At 62.5% G+C, this 16,521-nt stretch carries 16 protein-coding genes; 6 read left to right on the forward strand and 10 right to left on the reverse strand.

Annotated elements, in window-relative coordinates; translation table 11 throughout:
* The first annotated feature begins 46 nt into the window (after positions 1–46).
* Positions 47–1,234, forward strand: a complete 1,188-nt coding sequence (locus AC1MEK_RS26355) for an MFS transporter (protein WP_480399185.1) — start codon at positions 47–49, stop codon at positions 1,232–1,234.
* Between the two features lie 185 nt (positions 1,235–1,419).
* Here AC1MEK_RS26355 and AC1MEK_RS26360 read toward each other — a convergent pair whose 3' ends face one another.
* From AC1MEK_RS26360 to glyQ, 4 genes are read right to left on the reverse strand one after another with little or no spacing between them, the layout of a single operon-like run.
* Positions 1,420–2,190, reverse strand: a complete 771-nt coding sequence (locus AC1MEK_RS26360; RefSeq protein ID WP_480399186.1) for a lysophospholipid acyltransferase family protein — start codon at positions 2,188–2,190, stop codon at positions 1,420–1,422.
* 56 nt (positions 2,191–2,246) lie between these two features.
* Positions 2,247–2,798, reverse strand: coding sequence for a D-glycero-beta-D-manno-heptose 1,7-bisphosphate 7-phosphatase (gmhB, locus tag AC1MEK_RS26365; RefSeq protein ID WP_480399187.1), 552 nt, complete (start codon positions 2,796–2,798; stop codon positions 2,247–2,249).
* Positions 2,799–2,824: 26 nt separating this feature from the next.
* A complete protein-coding gene (gene glyS / locus AC1MEK_RS26370; RefSeq protein WP_480399188.1) occupies positions 2,825–4,879 on the reverse strand; it encodes a glycine--tRNA ligase subunit beta in 2,055 nt (684 codons plus the stop codon).
* Positions 4,876–5,823 carry a glycine--tRNA ligase subunit alpha gene (gene glyQ / locus AC1MEK_RS26375; protein WP_166593916.1) on the reverse strand — a complete coding sequence of 316 codons (948 nt, stop codon included), beginning with the start codon at positions 5,821–5,823 and terminating at the stop codon, positions 4,876–4,878. The genes glyS and glyQ overlap by 4 nt, the downstream gene beginning before the upstream one ends.
* 82 nt (positions 5,824–5,905) lie before the next feature.
* Here glyQ and AC1MEK_RS26380 point away from each other — a divergent pair, with 82 nt between their 5' ends.
* Complete coding sequence (locus AC1MEK_RS26380; protein WP_480399189.1) at positions 5,906–6,457, forward strand: DNA-3-methyladenine glycosylase I; 552 nt, start codon at positions 5,906–5,908, stop codon at positions 6,455–6,457.
* Positions 6,458–6,618: 161 nt separating this feature from the next.
* Positions 6,619–7,506 carry a lysophospholipid acyltransferase gene (locus AC1MEK_RS26385; protein WP_480399190.1) on the forward strand — a complete coding sequence of 296 codons (888 nt, stop codon included), beginning with the start codon at positions 6,619–6,621 and terminating at the stop codon, positions 7,504–7,506.
* A gap of 146 nt (positions 7,507–7,652) precedes the next feature.
* Here the strand turns inward: AC1MEK_RS26385 and AC1MEK_RS26390 are convergent, their stop codons facing one another.
* From AC1MEK_RS26390 to def, 5 genes are all read right to left on the reverse strand, one after another.
* The gene (locus tag AC1MEK_RS26390; RefSeq protein WP_480399191.1) at positions 7,653–7,964 is read right to left on the reverse strand and encodes a tetratricopeptide repeat protein; all 312 of its coding nucleotides are present in this window, start codon (positions 7,962–7,964) and stop codon (positions 7,653–7,655) included.
* A 12-nt stretch (positions 7,965–7,976) separates the two neighbouring features.
* Entirely contained in the window at positions 7,977–9,350 is a 1,374-nt protein-coding gene (trkA, locus tag AC1MEK_RS26395) for a Trk system potassium transporter TrkA (protein WP_480399192.1), read from the reverse strand.
* A 164-nt stretch (positions 9,351–9,514) separates the two neighbouring features.
* Complete coding sequence (rsmB, locus tag AC1MEK_RS26400) at positions 9,515–10,837, reverse strand: 16S rRNA (cytosine(967)-C(5))-methyltransferase RsmB (RefSeq protein ID WP_480399193.1); 1,323 nt, start codon at positions 10,835–10,837, stop codon at positions 9,515–9,517.
* Positions 10,834–11,808 carry a methionyl-tRNA formyltransferase gene (gene fmt / locus AC1MEK_RS26405; protein ID WP_480399194.1) on the reverse strand — a complete coding sequence of 325 codons (975 nt, stop codon included), beginning with the start codon at positions 11,806–11,808 and terminating at the stop codon, positions 10,834–10,836. Before fmt ends, rsmB begins: the two co-directional genes overlap by 4 nt.
* 58 nt (positions 11,809–11,866) lie before the next feature.
* Positions 11,867–12,373 carry a peptide deformylase gene (gene def / locus AC1MEK_RS26410; RefSeq protein WP_480399195.1) on the reverse strand — a complete coding sequence of 169 codons (507 nt, stop codon included), beginning with the start codon at positions 12,371–12,373 and terminating at the stop codon, positions 11,867–11,869.
* Between the two features lie 134 nt (positions 12,374–12,507).
* Here def and AC1MEK_RS26415 point away from each other — a divergent pair, with 134 nt between their 5' ends.
* From AC1MEK_RS26415 to tsaC, 3 genes are all read left to right on the forward strand, one after another.
* Complete coding sequence (locus tag AC1MEK_RS26415) at positions 12,508–13,533, forward strand: LysM peptidoglycan-binding domain-containing protein (RefSeq protein WP_480399196.1); 1,026 nt, start codon at positions 12,508–12,510, stop codon at positions 13,531–13,533.
* Between the two features lie 124 nt (positions 13,534–13,657).
* Positions 13,658–14,773: a DNA-processing protein DprA gene (gene dprA / locus AC1MEK_RS26420; protein ID WP_480399197.1), complete on the forward strand. Its 1,116-nt coding sequence runs from the start codon at positions 13,658–13,660 to the stop codon at positions 14,771–14,773.
* 39 nt (positions 14,774–14,812) lie between these two features.
* Positions 14,813–15,370: an L-threonylcarbamoyladenylate synthase type 1 TsaC gene (tsaC, locus tag AC1MEK_RS26425; protein WP_480399198.1), complete on the forward strand. Its 558-nt coding sequence runs from the start codon at positions 14,813–14,815 to the stop codon at positions 15,368–15,370.
* Between the two features lie 108 nt (positions 15,371–15,478).
* Here the strand turns inward: tsaC and AC1MEK_RS26430 are convergent, their stop codons facing one another.
* A complete protein-coding gene (locus AC1MEK_RS26430; RefSeq protein ID WP_480399199.1) occupies positions 15,479–16,456 on the reverse strand; it encodes an NADPH:quinone reductase in 978 nt (325 codons plus the stop codon).
* Positions 16,457–16,521 lie beyond the last annotated feature (65 nt).

Below are 16,521 nucleotides of genomic sequence, written 5' to 3' on the forward strand. Positions count from 1 at the left end.
GGCGAGCGTGATGCTCGATTGAGAACGGGCAAGGAGCTGTACCCGGATGTCGTTTCGCAAATACAAGAAAGTGCTGTCGATCCCGCGCGTGCTGCCGGCCACGTTGTTCATGTTCGTGGCGGGCATTCCGCTGACGGTCATGACCCTGACACTGAGCCTGCACGTGCTCAACGAGATGGGCCGCAGCTACTTCGATGCCGGATTGGTCGGCACGGCCACGGCGCTGGGCTTCGCCGTCGGCTCGCCGATGCTGGGGCGCATGATCGACCGTCACGGCCTGCGCCCGGTGGTTGCTGTCAGTGGGGTGTTATCCACAATCGCCTGGTGCGTGTTGCCGGTGGTGAGTTTTCCGCTGTTTGCGGCGTTCGCCTTTCTGGCGGGCGTTTTCACCGTGCCTACCGGTTCGCTGGCCCGGCAGTTCGTCGCGAGCCTGGTGCCGCTGGATCAGCGCCGCCCCGCCTACACGCTGAACATGATGCTGACCGAGCTGTCCTTCGTCATCAGCCCGGCCGTGGCGATCCTGTTGATCACCACCTTTTCGGCCTCGGTGATTCTGATCGGCATCGGTGTGTGGCGGGCGCTGGCTTACATCGCGCTGTACATACTGAACTGGCCCACCCGCAGCCCTGACGAGATCGACAAATACTCCGACACGCCGCGCCCGGGCATCCGCACCTGGATGACGGCCCAATTGCTGGCCTCCCTTTTCGTCACCGCAGGCGCGCTGTTCATGATATTCGGCACTGAGCTGGCACTCATCGCTGTACTGCGCGCCAGTGGTCAAGTCGCGTTCGCAGGATACGTGATCGGGGCAATGGCGCTGGCGTCGATCTGCGGTGGGTTCGTCCATGGCGCAGTGCACCGATCCTGGTCGCAACTGCGCCTGGCGCTGACCATGAGCCTGGTGCTGCTGCCGGTGGTGTTCTTCGACGGGGTCTGGTGGTGGCTGATGCTGGCGCTGTTGCCCAACAACCTGTTGTGCACACCGACGCTGGCGGCAGGCTCCGAGGCTGTTGCCAAGCTGGCGCCGGCCAATGTGCGTGGCGAAGTGATGGGTTTGCATGACTCGGTCGGCCGGCTCGGCCAGACGCTGTCCACGCCGCTGGTGGGCCTGGCGATCGACCACCTTTCCCCGGCCATGGGCTTTGTGGCGGCGGCGTCTGGCGGGTTGGTGCTGGTGGGGATGGCGGCGCTTTGCAATCTGTGGATATCCAGGACTGCAGCGGCGAGCTAGCGAGGCCATCGGTCTTGGCCCGGGAAGGCTCAAGACCGATGTTTTTAGATAGGAAAAACGGCGCTCAGAAAAAACTTATGCACGTTTTGGGTTGGATAATCGCGCGCAGAAATAAGTAATTAAATGAATGACTTAGCTGCAATTACGGAAATTTTCCAACAATTGGTGCACAGGTTATCCACAATTCAAACGGATGATTTTTCAGGCGTTGGCGCAGGCACGGCCGGGGAACCCAACGCCTTCTGGGTTTCTTCATTCCACGCCGCCACCCGATCATTCAGCGCCGCAATGGCACGCGGGCCGCTGCCCTCGGCGTACATGGGCTGGCCGATCACCACTTCGATGGTGCCTGCGGTCTTGCCCCAGCCTTCTTTAGCCCAGTATTTGCCGGCGTTGTGCGCCACAGGCAGCACCGGCATTTCGGCATTCACCGCCATGGCCGCGCCACTGCGAGAGAATTTTCCGATCTGGCCGTAGGGCACGCGAGTCCCTTCAGGGAAGATCAGCACCCAGACGCCGTCCTTGAGCAGTTCATCGCCCTTCTTGGCGACGATCTTCAGCGCCGCTTTCGGGTTGCTGCGGTCGATGGCGATCGGCCGCAGCATCGCCATCGCCCAGCCGAAGAACGGCACGTACAGCAGCTCACGCTTGAGCACCTGGCTCAACGGCGAAAAATGCGCCGACAGAAAGAAGGTCTCCCAGGTGCTCTGATGGTTGGAAACGATCACGCACGGCGTCTGCGGGACGTTTTCCTGGCCTGTGACATTGACCTTGATGTTCAGGAATACCCGCGTCAGCCACAGCGCGCAGCGGCACCAGTACACGTTGATGAACCGGTAACGAATGCGGAACGGCATGAACGGCGCAACGAAGAAACTCAGCGAACACCACAGCAGAGCGCTGGTGCCCAGCAGCAGGTAAAAGAAGAAGATCCTGATGGCCTGCACTATCGACATAGTTGCTTTTACCATTACGGGCAGTGCCCGGATTGAGCGTACCGCTGAACGACCGGTCAGCCGTTTGGCGATGCGCTGTTGTGAATAAGTTCTGCGGCAACCGCCGCCAGATCGTCAAAAACCAGCGTGCCCGCAGGCAGTGGCGTGCTCCGTGTCTTTTGACCTTTGCCCGTCATGACCAGGACAGGTTGAGAGTCGACGGCCACCGCCGCCTCCAGGTCACCCTTGCTGTCGCCCACGAACCAGATACCGCGCAGATCGGCTGCGTAGTGGCTGGCGATGGTGCGCAGCATGCCCGGTTTAGGCTTGCGGCAATCGCATCCGGCGTCGGGGCCATGAGGACAATAGACGATCAGACCGACCTCGCCGCCCTGCTCGGCCACCAGCGCACGCAGGCGTGCGTGCATGGCGTCCAGCGTGGCCAGGTCGTAATAACCGCGAGCAATGCCCGACTGGTTGGTGGCCACTGCCACCGTCCAGCCGGCCTTGCTCAGTTGCGCGATCGCCTCGATCGAGCCGGGGATCGGAATCCACTCGGCCACCGACTTGATGTAAGCGTCGGAGTCTTCGTTGATCACGCCGTCCCGATCGAGAATCACTAGTTTCAAAGCGTGTACTCCGGCATCAGCCCTGCTCAACCTAGCAGGGAAATGTCGGCAACGCCGAGGAACAGGTTGCGCAGACGTGTCAGCAACGCATAACGGTTGGCGCGCACGCTGGCATCTTCGGCGTTGACCATCACCGCCTCGAAGAACGCATCGACCGGCTCGCGCAGTGCCGCCAGACGCGCCAGCGCCTCGGTGTACTGACGATTGGCGGACATCGGCGCCACGGCCTGGTCTGCCTGCTGGATGGCCGAGTACAGCGAGAACTCGTTGGCGTTGTCGAAGTACTTGGGCTCGACGGTCTGGGCAATGTTGCCCTCGGCCTTGCTCAGCAGGTTCGACACACGCTTGTTCACCGCCGCCAGTGCAGCCGCTTCCGGCAGCTTGCGGAAGGCCTGCACGGCCTGCACGCGCTGGTCGAAGTCCAGCGCCGAACCCGGCTGCAGGGCACGCACGGACAGGTACACCGACACGTCCACGCCTTCGTCTTCGTAACGCGCACGCAGGCGGTCGAAGATGAATTCCAGCACCTGCTCGGCCAGGCCGGCAGCCTTGACCTTGGCACCGAACTGGGTGACGGCGAATTGCACGGTCTTGATCAGGTCCAGATCCAGCTTCTTCTCGATCAGGATGCGCAGGATGCCCAGCGCTGCGCGACGCAGTGCGTAGGGGTCCTTGCTACCGGTCGGCAGCATGCCGATACCGAAGATACCGACCAGCGTGTCGAGTTTGTCGGCGATGGCCACGGCGGAACCGGTGACCGTGCTCGGCAGCTCGGCGCCCGCGCCACGCGGCATGTACTGCTCGTTCAGTGCCAGGGCGACGTCTTCCGGCTCGCCATCGGCCAGCGCGTAGTAGTAACCGGCAACGCCCTGCATTTCAGGGAATTCGCCGACCATCTCGGTGGCCAGGTCGCACTTGGACAGGATGCCCGCACGGCCTGCGCGCTGGGCGTCGCCGCCGATGCGCGGGGCGATGAACGCAGCCAGCTTGGAAACGCGCTCGGCCTTGTCGAACACGGTGCCCAGCTGAGCCTGGAACACGACGTTCTGCAGGCGCTGGTTGAAGGTCTCCAGGCTCTGCTTCTTGTCCTGCTTGAAGAAGAACTCGGCGTCGGTCAGGCGCGGGCGAACGACTTTCTCGTTGCCCAGGATGATCTGCGACGGGTCCTTGCTCTCGACGTTGGCGACCGTGATGAAGCGCGGCAGCAGCTTGCCGTCGGCGTCCAGCAGGCAGAAATACTTCTGGTTGTCCTGCATGGTGGTGATCAGGGCTTCCTGGGGCACTTCCAGGAAACGCTCTTCGAACGAGCAGACCAGCGGCACCGGCCATTCGACCAGCGCGGTCACTTCATCGAGCAGCGCAGGTGGCACGATGGCAGTGCCTTCCTGGCGGGTGGCCAGTTCTTCGACGCGCTTGCTGATCAGCTGGCGACGCTCGTTGAAGTCGGCCAGTACGCTGGCAGCGCGCAGGTCGCTGGCGTAGTTGGCAGGCGAGGTGATGCGCACGTTTTCCGGGTGATGGAAACGATGGCCACGGGACTCACGGCCGGCACGTTGGGCGAGGATGGTGCAGTCGATCACTTGATCGCCGAACAGCATCACCAGCCACTGGGTCGGACGCACGAACTCTTCCTTGCGCGCGCCCCAGCGCATGCGCTTCGGAATCGGCAGGTCGTTGAGCGAATCTTCGACGATGGTCGGCAGCAGGCTCGCAGTCGGCTTGCCGGCGATGCTCTGGCTGTAGCGCAGTTTCGGGCCGCTCTGATCGATTTCCGAGAGGTCTACACCGCACTTCTTGGCAAAGCCCAGGGCTGCCTGGGTCGGGTTGCCGTCGGCGTCGAACGCGGCCTGGCGTGGCGGGCCGTCCAGATTGACGCTGCGGTCAGGCTGCTGGGTGGCAAGCTCGGTAACCAACACGGCCAGACGACGCGGCGCTGCATAGACCTGCTTGGCACTGTAGGTCAGGCCAGCGGCCTGCAGGCCTTTTTCGATACCGGCCAGGAACGACTCGGCCAGGGTAGTCAGGGCTTTGGGTGGCAGTTCTTCGGTGCCCAATTCAACCAGGAAATCTTGAGCACTCATTGTGCAGCCTCCAGCTTAGCCAACACTTCGTCGCGAATATCAGGTGCAGCCATCGGGAAGCCAAGCTTGGCCCGGGCCATCAGGTACGCCTGGGCCACGGAGCGGGCCAGGGTGCGTACGCGCAGGATGTACTGCTGGCGCGCGGTCACGGAAATCGCGCGGCGGGCGTCGAGCAGGTTGAAGGTGTGCGAGGCCTTGAGGACCATTTCGTAGCTCGGCAGCGGCAGCTCGGCTTCGATCAGGCGCATGGCTTCGCTTTCGTAGAAATCGAACAGCTCGAACAGCTTGTCGACGTTGGCGTGCTCGAAGTTGTAGGTCGATTGCTCCACTTCGTTCTGGTGGAACACATCGCCGTAGGTCACTTTGCCGAACGGGCCGTCAGTCCAGACCAGGTCGTAGACCGAGTCCACGCCCTGCAGGTACATCGCCAGACGTTCCAGGCCGTAGGTGATTTCGCCGGTCACCGGGTAGCACTCGATGCCGCCCACTTGCTGGAAGTAGGTGAACTGCGAGACTTCCATGCCGTTGAGCCAGATTTCCCAGCCCAGGCCCCAGGCGCCCAGGGTCGGCGATTCCCAGTTGTCTTCGACGAAGCGCACGTCATGGACCAGCGGGTCCAGGCCGACGTGCTTGAGCGAGCCCAGGTACAGTTCCTGGAAGTTGTCCGGGTTCGGCTTCAATACCACCTGGAACTGATAGTAGTGCTGCAGGCGGTTGGGGTTTTCGCCATAACGGCCATCGGTAGGACGACGGCTCGGCTGTACGTAGGCGGCGTTCCAGGTCTCCGGGCCGACGGCGCGCAGAAACGTGGCGGTGTGGAAAGTGCCGGCGCCCACTTCCATATCGTAGGGCTGAAGTACCACACAACCTTGCTCGGCCCAGTATTGCTGGAGGGCGAGGATCAAGTCTTGGAAGGTACGCACGGCTGGCGTAGGCTGGCTCACGAAATTCACCTGTACTGGGGGGCTGCGATTTAAAGAGCGGGAGTATACCCGATTCGGCGCCGCCTCCACCCTTGGGGGCCCTATGCCACGCTGCTTTTGGTGCAACGATGACCCACTTTATATGGACTACCACGATCAAGAGTGGGGTGTGCCGCTGCGCGATGCGCAGATGCTGTTCGAGTTTCTGTTGCTCGAAGGGTTCCAGGCGGGCCTGTCGTGGATCACGATTCTGAAGAAACGCGCGCGCTATCGTGAAGTGATGTTCAACTTCGACGTACAGCGCGTGGCCGCCATGACCGACGCTGAAATTGAGGAATTGATGCTCGAACCCGGCATCGTGCGTAACCGCCTCAAGCTCAACGCCGCGCGCAAGAACGCCCAGGCCTGGCTCAGGCTGGAAGATCCGGTGACGTTCCTCTGGTCCTTCGTCGGCGGCAAGCCCAAGGTCAACCACTTCAAGGACCGCAGCGAAGTCCCGGCCATCACCCCCGAAGCCGAAGCGATGAGCAAGGCTTTGAAAAAAGCCGGTTTCACCTTTGTCGGGCCGACCATCTGCTACGCCTACATGCAGGCGACGGGGATGGTGATGGATCACACCACCGATTGTGATCGGTACCTGCAGTTGGCCGGTTGATGTTGTAGGCCATTGTGGGAGCCGGCTTGCTGGCGAATGCGGTTTGTCATCCAACGTTGTAGCGCCTGACCTGACGCATTCGCCAGCAAGCCGGTTCCCACAGGTCCGCGAGGCCGTTGGTAACGGTTACAATGCCCGCCTCATCGATTCAGGAGTGATCTGTGGATAAGTTCAAAGGCGCCTTGATGGTCGGGGCTTTGCGGCTGTTTGCCCTGTTGCCGTGGCGCGCCGTGCAATGGGTTGGCACCGGCATCGGCTGGCTGATGTGGAAGCTGCCCAACCGTTCCCGCGAAGTAGCGCGCATCAACCTTTCCAAGTGTTTCCCCGAGTTGAGCCCGACCGAACTGGAAGCGCTGGTGGGTCGCAGCCTGATGGACATCGGCAAGACCTTGACCGAAAGCGCCTGCGCCTGGATCTGGCCTGCGCAAAAATCGATCAACCTGGTGCGCGAAGTCGAAGGCCTGCACATCCTCAAAGAGGCGCTGGCCTCGGGCAAGGGCGTGGTGGGCATCACCAGCCACTTGGGCAACTGGGAAGTGCTCAACCACTTCTATTGCAGCCAGTGCAAACCGATCATTTTCTATCGCCCGCCCAAGCTCAAGGCGGTGGACGAATTGCTGCGCAAACAGCGCGTGCAGTTGGGCAACCGCGTTGCTGCATCTACTAAAGAAGGCATTCTGAGTGTCGTCAAGGAAGTGCGTAAAGGCGGTTCGGTGGGCATTCCGGCCGACCCTGAACCCGCCGAGTCGGCCGGCATCTTCGTACCGTTCTGCGGCACCGTGGCGCTGACCAGCAAGTTCGTGCCGAACATGCTCGCGGGCGGCAAGGCGGTCGGGGTGTTCCTGCATGCGATGCGCCTGGAGGATGGCTCAGGCTACAAGGTGGTCCTGGAAGCGGCGCCGGACGACATGTACAGCACCGACACCGAAACCTCGGCGGCGGCGATGAGCAAGGTGGTGGAAAAGTATGTGCGGGCCTATCCGAGTCAGTACATGTGGACCATGAAGCGCTTCAAGAAACGCCCGGAGGGCGAGAAGCGCTGGTATTGAGCGCTTGAGCAGTACATCACCGAGCCGTCGAGTGATGTACCCCTTGTGGGAGTGAGCTTGCTCAGGAAGTGGCCGGTACATCCGATACATTTAGGGTGGCTGTACGCCAGTCTTCGTGAGCAAGCTCACTCCCACAGGGATCGCATTCAGGGTCTGCGATCCAGCTTCTTCAAAAACACAGTCATTTCTTTCTCGGCCTGTTTGTCGCCATGCGCGACAGCCGCGAGAATCCCCTGCTCCCAGGCCTTGCGCGCCTGTTCGGTATCCCCTGAGGCGAGCCAGGCCTTGCCCAGCAGTTTCCACGCCGCCGAATACCTGGGGTCGAACTCCACGCAGCGCTGCAAATGCTCGATCGCCTTGCCCGCTTCGCCGCCGTCCAAGTAACCCTTGCCCAGCCCAAAACGCAGCAAGGCGTTGTCCATGCCCTTGGCGAGCATCTTTTCCAGTGATTCGAGCATGCCTGCCCTCCTTTAAAAGAAGCTCAACCCCACTTGGAACAGCCGCTCCACGTCGCGGATATGCTTTTTATCCACAAGGAACATGATCACGTGGTCGCCCGACTCGATCACCGTGCTGTCGTGGGCGATGAGCACTTGTTCATCCCGGGTGATCGCGCCGATGGTGGTGCCCGGCGGCAGGTTGATGTGCATGATCGCCTTGCCGACGACCTTGCTGGATTTGGCATCGCCATGGGCAACCACCTCGATGGCCTCCGCCGCGCCACGTCGCAGCGAGTGCACGCTGACGATATCGCCACGTCGCACGTGGGCCAGCAAGGTGCCGATGGTCGCCAGTTGCGGGCTGACCGCGATGTCGATCTCGCCGCCCTGCACCAGGTCCACATAGGCCGGGTTGTTGATGATGGTCATGACCTTCTTCGCGCCCAGCCGCTTGGCCAACAGCGAGGACATGATGTTGGCTTCGTCGTCGTTGGTCAGCGCGAGGAACAGGTCGGCGTTGTCGATGTTCTCTTCCATCAGCAGATCGCGGTCTGAAGAGCTGCCTTGCAGGATCACCGTGTTGTCCAGGGTGTCCGACAGATAGCGGCAGCGCGCCGGGTTCATCTCGATGATCTTCACCTGGTAGCGATTTTCGATGGCCTCGGCCAGACGCTCGCCGATCTGCCCGCCGCCGGCGATGACGATGCGCTTGTAGCTTTCGTCGAGGCGGCGCATTTCTCCCATCACGGCACGAATATCGGCTTTGGCGGCAATGAAGAACACTTCGTCGTCCGCTTCGATCACGGTGTCGCCGTGCGGGCTGATCGGGCGATCGCGGCGGAAAATGGCGGCCACGCGGGTGTCGACGTTGGGCATGTGCGCGCGCAGCTGGCGCAGTTGCTGGCCCACCAGCGGCCCGCCGTAGTAGGCGCGCACCGCCACCAGCTGGACCTTGCCGTCGGCGAAGTCGATCACCTGCAAGGCGCTCGGGTATTCGATCAGGCGCTTGATGTAATTGGTGACCACCTGCTCGGGGCTGATCAGCACGTCGACCGGAATCGCCTCGTTATCGAACAGGCCGGCGCGGGTGAGGTACGCCGACTCGCGCACGCGGGCGATCTTGGTTGGGGTGTGGAACAGCGTGTAGGCGACCTGGCAGGCGACCATGTTGGTTTCGTCGCTGCTGGTCACGGCCACCAGCATGTCGGCGTCGTCCGCGCCGGCCTGACGCAGCACCGTAGGGAACGAGCCGCGGCCCTGGATCGTGCGGATGTCCAGGCGATCACCGAGGGCGCGCAGGCGGTCCGCGTCGGTGTCCACCACAGTGATGTCATTGGCTTCGCTGGCCAGATGCTCTGCCAGCGTACCGCCGACCTGTCCTGCGCCGAGAATGATGATCTTCAATCAATGGCTCCTTGGAATTCGTACCCCGTATAGGGGCGCCGCCTATCTGCTTCTGGCCGAAGGCCGTGGGAGCCGGCTTGCTGGCGAATGCGATGTGTCATTCAACGCCTTGGTGCCTGGCCTGACGCATTCGCCAGCAAGCCGGCTCCCACAGGAGTATGCATTCAGGCGCTGGCAGAAATCTTGATCAACTTGGCGTAATAGAACCCGTCATGCCCGCCTTGCTGCGCCAGTAACTGCCGCCCGTGGGGCTGTTTGAGGCCCGGTGGCGGGTTGCCGTTCTGCCCGGCGATATCGAGTTCCCGCGCGCCCGGGGTGCGGGCAAGGAAGGCCTCGATCACTTCGGTGTTCTCGGTCGGCAGCGTCGAGCAGGTGGCGTACAGCAACATGCCGCCCACTTGCAGCGTCGGCCAGAGCGCGTCGAGCAATTCGCCTTGAAGCGTCGCCAGCGCAGGAATGTCGTCGGCCTGCCGAGTCAGCTTGATGTCCGGATGGCGGCGGATCACGCCGGTGGCCGAGCACGGCGCGTCGAGCAGAATCCGCTGGAACGGCTTGCCGTCCCACCACTGATCGGTGGCGCGGGCGTCGGCGGCGATCAATTCGGCGGACAGGCCCAGACGGTCGAGGTTCTCCTTCACGCGGACCATGCGCTTGGCTTCCAGATCCACCGCGACTACACCCGCCAGACCCGGCTGCACTTCCAGCAGGTGGCAGGTCTTGCCGCCTGGCGCGCAACAGGCATCGAGCACGCGTTGGCCCGGCGCCAGTTCCAGCAGGTCGGCGGCCAGTTGCGCGGCTTCGTCCTGCACGCTGATCCAGCCTTCGGTAAAGCCTGGCAAGCCACGCACATCGCCGGGTTCAGTCAGGACAATGCCGTCCTGGCTGAACGTGCTGGCAACTGCCGCAATGCCTGCGTCGGCGAGCAACTGCAGGTACTGATCGCGCGTCTTGTGACGGCGATTGACCCGCAGAATCATCGGCGGGTGCGCATTGTTGGCGGCGCAGACGGCTTCCCACTGCTCCGGCCACGCGGCCTTGAGCGCCTTTTGCAGCCAGCGCGGGTGAGCGGTTCGCACCACCGGGTCGTGTTCCAGTTCGGTCAGCAGGGCCTCGCCTTCACGCTGGGCACGGCGCAACACCGCGTTGAGCAGCGCCTTGGCCCAGGGCTTTTTCAGTTTGTCCGCGCAGCCGACCGTCTCGCCGATGGCCGCGTGAGCCGGAATGCGGGAATAGAACAGCTGATACAGGCCCACCAGCAGCAATGCCTGGACATCGGTATCGGCGGCCTTGAAAGGCTTTTGCAACAACTTCGCCGCCAGCGCAGACAGCCGGGGCTCCCAGCGTGCGGTGCCGAATGCCAGATCCTGGGTCAGGCCGCGATCACGGTCCTCGACCTTTTCCAGCTGGGCTGGCAAGGAACTGTTCAGCGAGGCCTTGCCGCTGAGTACGGCAGCCAGCGCCCTGGCTGCGGCCAGACGAGGATTCATTGGCTCTGCTCGGGTTGATCGGTAGGGATTTGACCGAGCACCGTGCCCACCGCGAATTTCTCGCGGCGACTGTTGAACAGGTCAGTGAAATTCAGCGGTTTGCCGCCAGGCAATTGCAGGCGGGTCAGACGCAGCGCGTTCTCACCGCAGGCGACGGTCAGGCCGTCCTTGCTGGCGTCGAGAATCGTGCCCGGCTCGCCCTTGCCTTGCGCGAGCTGCGCGGCCAGCACTTTCAGGGCTTCGCCGTTGAGCGTGCTGTGGCAGATCGGCCATGGGTTGAAGGCGCGCACCAGACGCTCCAGCTCGTCGGCCGGGCGGGTCCAGTCGATGCGCGCTTCGTCTTTATTGAGCTTATGTGCGTAGTTGGCCAGGGCGTCGTCCTGCACTTCGCCCACCAGCGAGCCATCAGCGAGCCCTGCGATGGCCTGCACCACAGCGACCGGGCCCAATTGCGCGAGGCGATCGTGCAAGGTGCCGCCAGTGTCTTCAGGGCTGATCGGAGTCACGGTTTTCAGCAGCATCGGGCCGGTGTCCAAGCCAGCTTCCATGCGCATCACGGTCACGCCGCTTTCGGCATCGCCCGCCTGCACCGCGCGCTGGATCGGCGCCGCTCCGCGCCAGCGTGGCAGCAGCGAGGCGTGGCTGTTGATGCAGCCCAGACGCGGAATGTCCAGCACCGCTTGGGGCAGGATCAGGCCATAGGCGACCACCACCATCAGATCCGGCTTGAGCGCGGCCAGTTCGGCCTGGGCTTCGGCTGCGCGCAGGGTCGGCGGCTGGAGCACGGGAATATCGTGCTGCAAGGCAAGCTGCTTGACCGGGCTTGGCATCAGCTTTTGCCCGCGGCCGGCCGGGCGATCGGGCTGGGTGTAGACCGCGATCACTTCATACGGGCTGTCGAGCAGGGCTTTGAGGTGTTCGGCGGCGAATTCCGGGGTGCCGGCGAAGACGATGCGCAGTGGCTCAGTCATGGGCTTCTCGTATTTGAAAAAAGAAAAGGCCTCCAAGAGGCCTTTTGGGGTGAGCGGATCAAGCGTTCTGCTTGTGCTGTTTTTCCAGCTTTTTCTTGATCCGGTCACGCTTGAGCGTAGACAGGTAGTCGACGAACAGCTTGCCGTTCAGGTGATCGCATTCGTGCTGGATGCACACGGCGAGCAGGCCTTCGGCGATGAGTTCGTAAGGCTGGCCGTCGCGGTCCAGTGCCTTGACCTTGACCCGCTGCGGGCGGTCGACGTTCTCGTAGAAACCGGGCACCGACAGGCAGCCTTCCTGGTACTGGTCCATCTCGTCGGTCAAAGGTTCGAGCTCGGGGTTGATGAAAACCCGTGGCTCGCTGCGATCTTCCGAGAGATCCATTACAACGACGCGCTTGTGTACGTTAACCTGCGTCGCGGCAAGGCCGATGCCAGGGGCTTCGTACATGGTTTCAAACATGTCGTCGACCAACTGGCGAATAGCGTCGTCCACGGCAACCACCGGCTTGGCGATGGTGCGCAGGCGCGAATCGGGAAATTCGAGAATGTTTAAAATGGCCATATACGTAAGCGCTGCACTTGTAGGGTAAAGTCAAAATCGGCTGCTAGGCTTGGGAACGTCACAAGCGGGCAGTCCTGAGAAGTCTCGCAAAACGATGTTTCACGCGAAGCCAACATGATAAAGGGATTCACCGCATGAGGAAATCACTACTCGCCCTGCTGCTGTTGGCCGCGACAGGCCTTGTCCAGGCGCAAGTACAACTCAGGGAAGGTCATCCACAGAGTTACACCGTTGTCGCCGGTGACACACTTTGGGACATTTCCGGGAAGTTTCTGAGCCAGCCATGGAAGTGGCCACAGATCTGGCGGGCCAACCCGCAGGTCCACGACCCGGACCTGATCTACCCCGGTGACACCCTCAACCTGATTTTCGTCGATGGCCAGCCACGCATCGTGGTCAACCGTGGCGAGTCGCGCGGCACCATCAAATTGTCACCGCGTGTGCGCAGCACGCCGATCGCCGAAGCCATCCCGACCATTCCGCTGGGCGCGATCAACGCGTTTCTGCTGAGCAACCGGATCATGGACACCGTGGAGCAGTTCGAGGCCGCGCCTTATATCGTCGCCGGCAATGGCGAGCGCGTGCTCAGCGGCGCCGGGGACCGGGTCTATGCGCGCGGGTTCTTCGACCCGGAGCATGTGTCCTACGGCATTTTCCGCAAGGGCAAGATCTACACCGACCCGGATACCGACGAACCGCTGGGCATCAACGCCGACGACATCGGCACCGGCAATCTGGTGGCCACCGAGGGTGACGTGGCGACGCTGCTGATGCAGCGCTCGACCCAGGAAGTGCGTCTGGGCGACCGTCTGTTCGTCAGCGAAGAGCGCGCGATCAATTCCAACTTCGTGCCCAGCGAGCCGCAGCGCGAGATTCGCGGTGAAATCATCGACGTGCCTCGCGGCGTGACCCAGATTGGCGTGTTCGACGTGGTCACGCTCGATCGCGGCCGTGCCGACGGCCTGGTCGAGGGCAACGTGCTGGCGATCTATAAAAAGGGCGAGACCGTTCGCGACCGGATCACCGGCGATCAGGTGAAAATTCCCGACGAGCGCTCCGGCGAGCTGATGGTTTTCCGCACCTACAACCGCCTGAGCTATGCGATGGTCCTGCACGCCACCCGTTCTTTGGCGGTCAACGACCGGGTGCGTAATCCGTAATCCTATGTATCAGGTCTGAATCACTTTTTTCCACCGGCATGCTTCACTTATCTAAGTGTTGTCAACAGACTTATCCACAGGTTTGCCCACTCTCTGGAGTGGGCCCTGGATCAAGGAAGAGTACATGCCGATGTTCGAAAAAAGCGGGCAGTCACCCGCCGAACTGGAGGCGCGCCTGCGCCTTCATCGACTGCCCGAGATTGGCCCAAAGCGTTTCAAAACCCTGATCGATGCCTTCGGCAGCGCTTCTGCTGCCCTGAGTGCTCCCGCCTCTGCCTGGCGTTCGTTAAGGCTCCCTGCGGCCAGCGCCGAGGCTCGTCGAAGCCCCGAAGTGCGGGACGGCGCCAGCGCTGCATTGCGCTGGCTAGAGGGCTCGGGCCAGCATTTGCTGATGTGGGACGACCCCGACTACCCTGCGTTGTTGGCGGAAATCCCGGACCCTCCACCGCTGATTTTCATCGCTGGGAATCGCTCTTTGCTCGAGCGGCCACAGTTGGGAATGGTCGGCAGCCGACGCGCTTCCAGGCCTGGCCTGGACACGGCCGCGGCATTCTCGCGCAGCCTGGCGGGTGCCGGATTTGTCATTACCAGTGGTCTGGCGCTGGGCATCGATGGCGCCGCTCATCAGGGTGCACTGGACGTAAAAGGCGCCACCGTTGGTGTGCTGGGGACCGGGATCGAAAATTTTTATCCACAGCGCCATCGCCAGCTTGCAGCGCGGATGATTGCCGAAGGTGGCGCAGTGATTTCCGAGCTGCCGCTGGATGCTGCGCCCAATGCGAGCAACTTTCCCAAGCGCAACCGGATCATCAGCGGTTTGTCCCTCGGCGTGCTGGTGGTCGAGGCCAGCGTAGCCAGTGGCTCGCTGATCACCGCGCGGCTGGCGGCCGAGCAGGGACGCGAGGTCTACGCGATTCCGGGCTCGATTCATCACCCCGGCGCGCGGGGTTGTCATCAGTTGATCCGCGACGGTGCGGTGCTGGTGGAAACCGTCGAGCATATTCTCGAAGCGCTACAAGGCTGGAAAAATCTGCCTGTGGATAACGATTGCGCTGCAGCCAGTACCGATGCCCGCAGTCATCCCCTCCTCGCCTTATTGCACGCTGCACCGCAGACCAGCGAAGCCCTCGCCGCCGCCTGCGGCTGGCCACTGCCCAAAGTCCTGGCGGCGCTGACCGAGCTTGAACTGGACAGCAGCGTGGCTTGTGAAGCCGGGCGATGGTTTGCCCGCGCGCCCTGAGGTTAAACTGCTGGCCAGCGTAAATTCGGAGAGCGAACGATGGTCAGCAGTTGGCGTGTGCAACAAGCCGCACGAGAGATCCGGGCCGGAGCGGTGATTGCCTATCCAACCGAGGCGGTGTGGGGGCTGGGGTGCGATCCCTGGGATGTCGAGGCGGTCTACCGTCTGCTGGCGCTCAAGGCGCGGCCTGTGGAAAAGGGCCTGATCCTGGTGGCCGACAACATCCGGCAGTTCGACTTCCTGTTCGAGGATTTCCCGGAGCTGTGGATCGACCGCATGGCCAGCACCTGGCCCGGGCCGAACACCTGGCTGGTGCCGCATCAGGGGCTGTTGCCCGACTGGATCACCGGCGGGCGCGATACCGTGGCGCTGCGTGTCAGCGATCATCCGCTGGTGCGTGAGCTGTGCGCGTTGACCGGCCCGCTGGTGTCCACTTCGGCCAACCCGACCGGCCGCCCGGCTGCGCGTTCGCGGCTGCGGGTCGAGCAGTATTTCCACGATCAGGTGGACATGGTGCTGGGCGGATCGCTGGGCGGGCGGCGCAATCCGAGCGTGATTCGCGATCTGGTGACCGCGGAAGTCGTACGCGCGGGATAACGTTCATACGGTCCGTAGCAGCACGGCTTGCTGGCGGGAGCGATCTTGAGGACGCCCCCGCCGGCAAGCCGTGCTGCTACGGGATCGATGTTGCCGATGCTGACGTGTTCAAGGCACCAGAATCATCGACCCGATGGTGCGCCGCGCCGACAGGTCGGTGTGCGCTTTGGCGGCATCCTTCAAGGCGTATTTCTGGATATCGTCCACTTTGACCTTGCCGCTGCTGACCATCGCGAACACCTCATCGGCCATCGCCTGCAGGGCTTCCGGGCTGTTGGCGTAGGAGCCCAGGGTCGGGCGGGTCACGTACAGCGAGCCTTTCTGCGCAAGAATGCCCAGATTCACGCCCGACACCGCGCCCGAAGCATTGCCGAAGCTGACCAACAGCCCGCGCAGCTCCAGACAGTCCAGCGACGTTTCCCAGGTGTCCTTGCCCACGCCGTCATACACCACTGGCACTTTCTTGCCGTCGGTCAATTCCAGCACGCGCTTGACCACGTCTTCCTTGCTGTAGTCGATCACCGCCCAGGCGCCGTTGGCCTTGGCGTGAGCGGCTTTCTCCGGCGAGCTGACCGTGCCGATCAGGTTCACACCCACGGCCTTGGCCCATTGGCAGGCAATCGAGCCCACGCCACCGGCGGCGGCATGGAACAGAATGGTTTCTTCCGGACGGATTTCGTACGTCTGACGGAACAGGTACTGCACGGTCAGGCCCTTGAGCATGACGGCCGCGGCCTGTTCGAAGGTGATGTTGTCGGGCAGCTTGACCACGTTGGCGGCTGGCGTGCGATGCAGTTCCGCGTAGCTGCCCAGGGGGCCGGTGCCATAGCCGACACGATCACCCACCTTCACATGGGTGACCTCTGCGCCGACCGCTTCGACCACGCCCGCGCCCTCGTTGCCCAGCCCCGAAGGCATGGCGGCAACCGGGTACAGGCCGGTGCGGAAATAGGTTTCGATGAAGTTGACGCCAATCGCTTTGTTGCGCACGAGTACTTCATTGGGCCCCGGGGTGCCTGGTTCGAAGTCGACATACTCGAGGACTTCAGGGCCGCCGTGAGCACGGAACTGGATACGCTTTGCCATTTGCTTTCTCCGTCATGGATCGAAACTGCGTGGATCAACTATATGCCGAAAGAGCTCTATGGGAC

This window comes from Pseudomonas sp. 2 (genome assembly GCF_056627435.1).

Bases quoted from the DNA above. Each gene is read 5' to 3' on its own strand.
- AC1MEK_RS26430 (WP_480399199.1), bottom strand. From the start codon at position 16,456: ATGGCAAAGCGTATCCAGTTCCGTGCTCACGGCGGCCCTGAAGTCCTC.
- AC1MEK_RS26360 (WP_480399186.1), bottom strand. From the start codon at position 2,190: ATGTCGATAGTGCAGGCCATCAGGATCTTCTTCTTTTACCTGCTGCTG.
- glyS (WP_480399188.1), bottom strand. From the start codon at position 4,879: ATGAGTGCTCAAGATTTCCTGGTTGAATTGGGCACCGAAGAACTGCCA.
- AC1MEK_RS26390 (WP_480399191.1), bottom strand. From the start codon at position 7,964: ATGCTCGAATCACTGGAAAAGATGCTCGCCAAGGGCATGGACAACGCC.
- AC1MEK_RS26355 (WP_480399185.1), top strand. From the start codon at position 47: ATGTCGTTTCGCAAATACAAGAAAGTGCTGTCGATCCCGCGCGTGCTG.
- dprA (WP_480399197.1), top strand. From the start codon at position 13,658: ATGCCGATGTTCGAAAAAAGCGGGCAGTCACCCGCCGAACTGGAGGCG.
- tsaC (WP_480399198.1), top strand. From the start codon at position 14,813: ATGGTCAGCAGTTGGCGTGTGCAACAAGCCGCACGAGAGATCCGGGCC.
- AC1MEK_RS26380 (WP_480399189.1), top strand. From the start codon at position 5,906: ATGCCACGCTGCTTTTGGTGCAACGATGACCCACTTTATATGGACTAC.
- fmt (WP_480399194.1), bottom strand. From the start codon at position 11,808: ATGACTGAGCCACTGCGCATCGTCTTCGCCGGCACCCCGGAATTCGCC.
- AC1MEK_RS26415 (WP_480399196.1), top strand. From the start codon at position 12,508: ATGAGGAAATCACTACTCGCCCTGCTGCTGTTGGCCGCGACAGGCCTT.
- def (WP_480399195.1), bottom strand. From the start codon at position 12,373: ATGGCCATTTTAAACATTCTCGAATTTCCCGATTCGCGCCTGCGCACC.
- rsmB (WP_480399193.1), bottom strand. From the start codon at position 10,837: ATGAATCCTCGTCTGGCCGCAGCCAGGGCGCTGGCTGCCGTACTCAGC.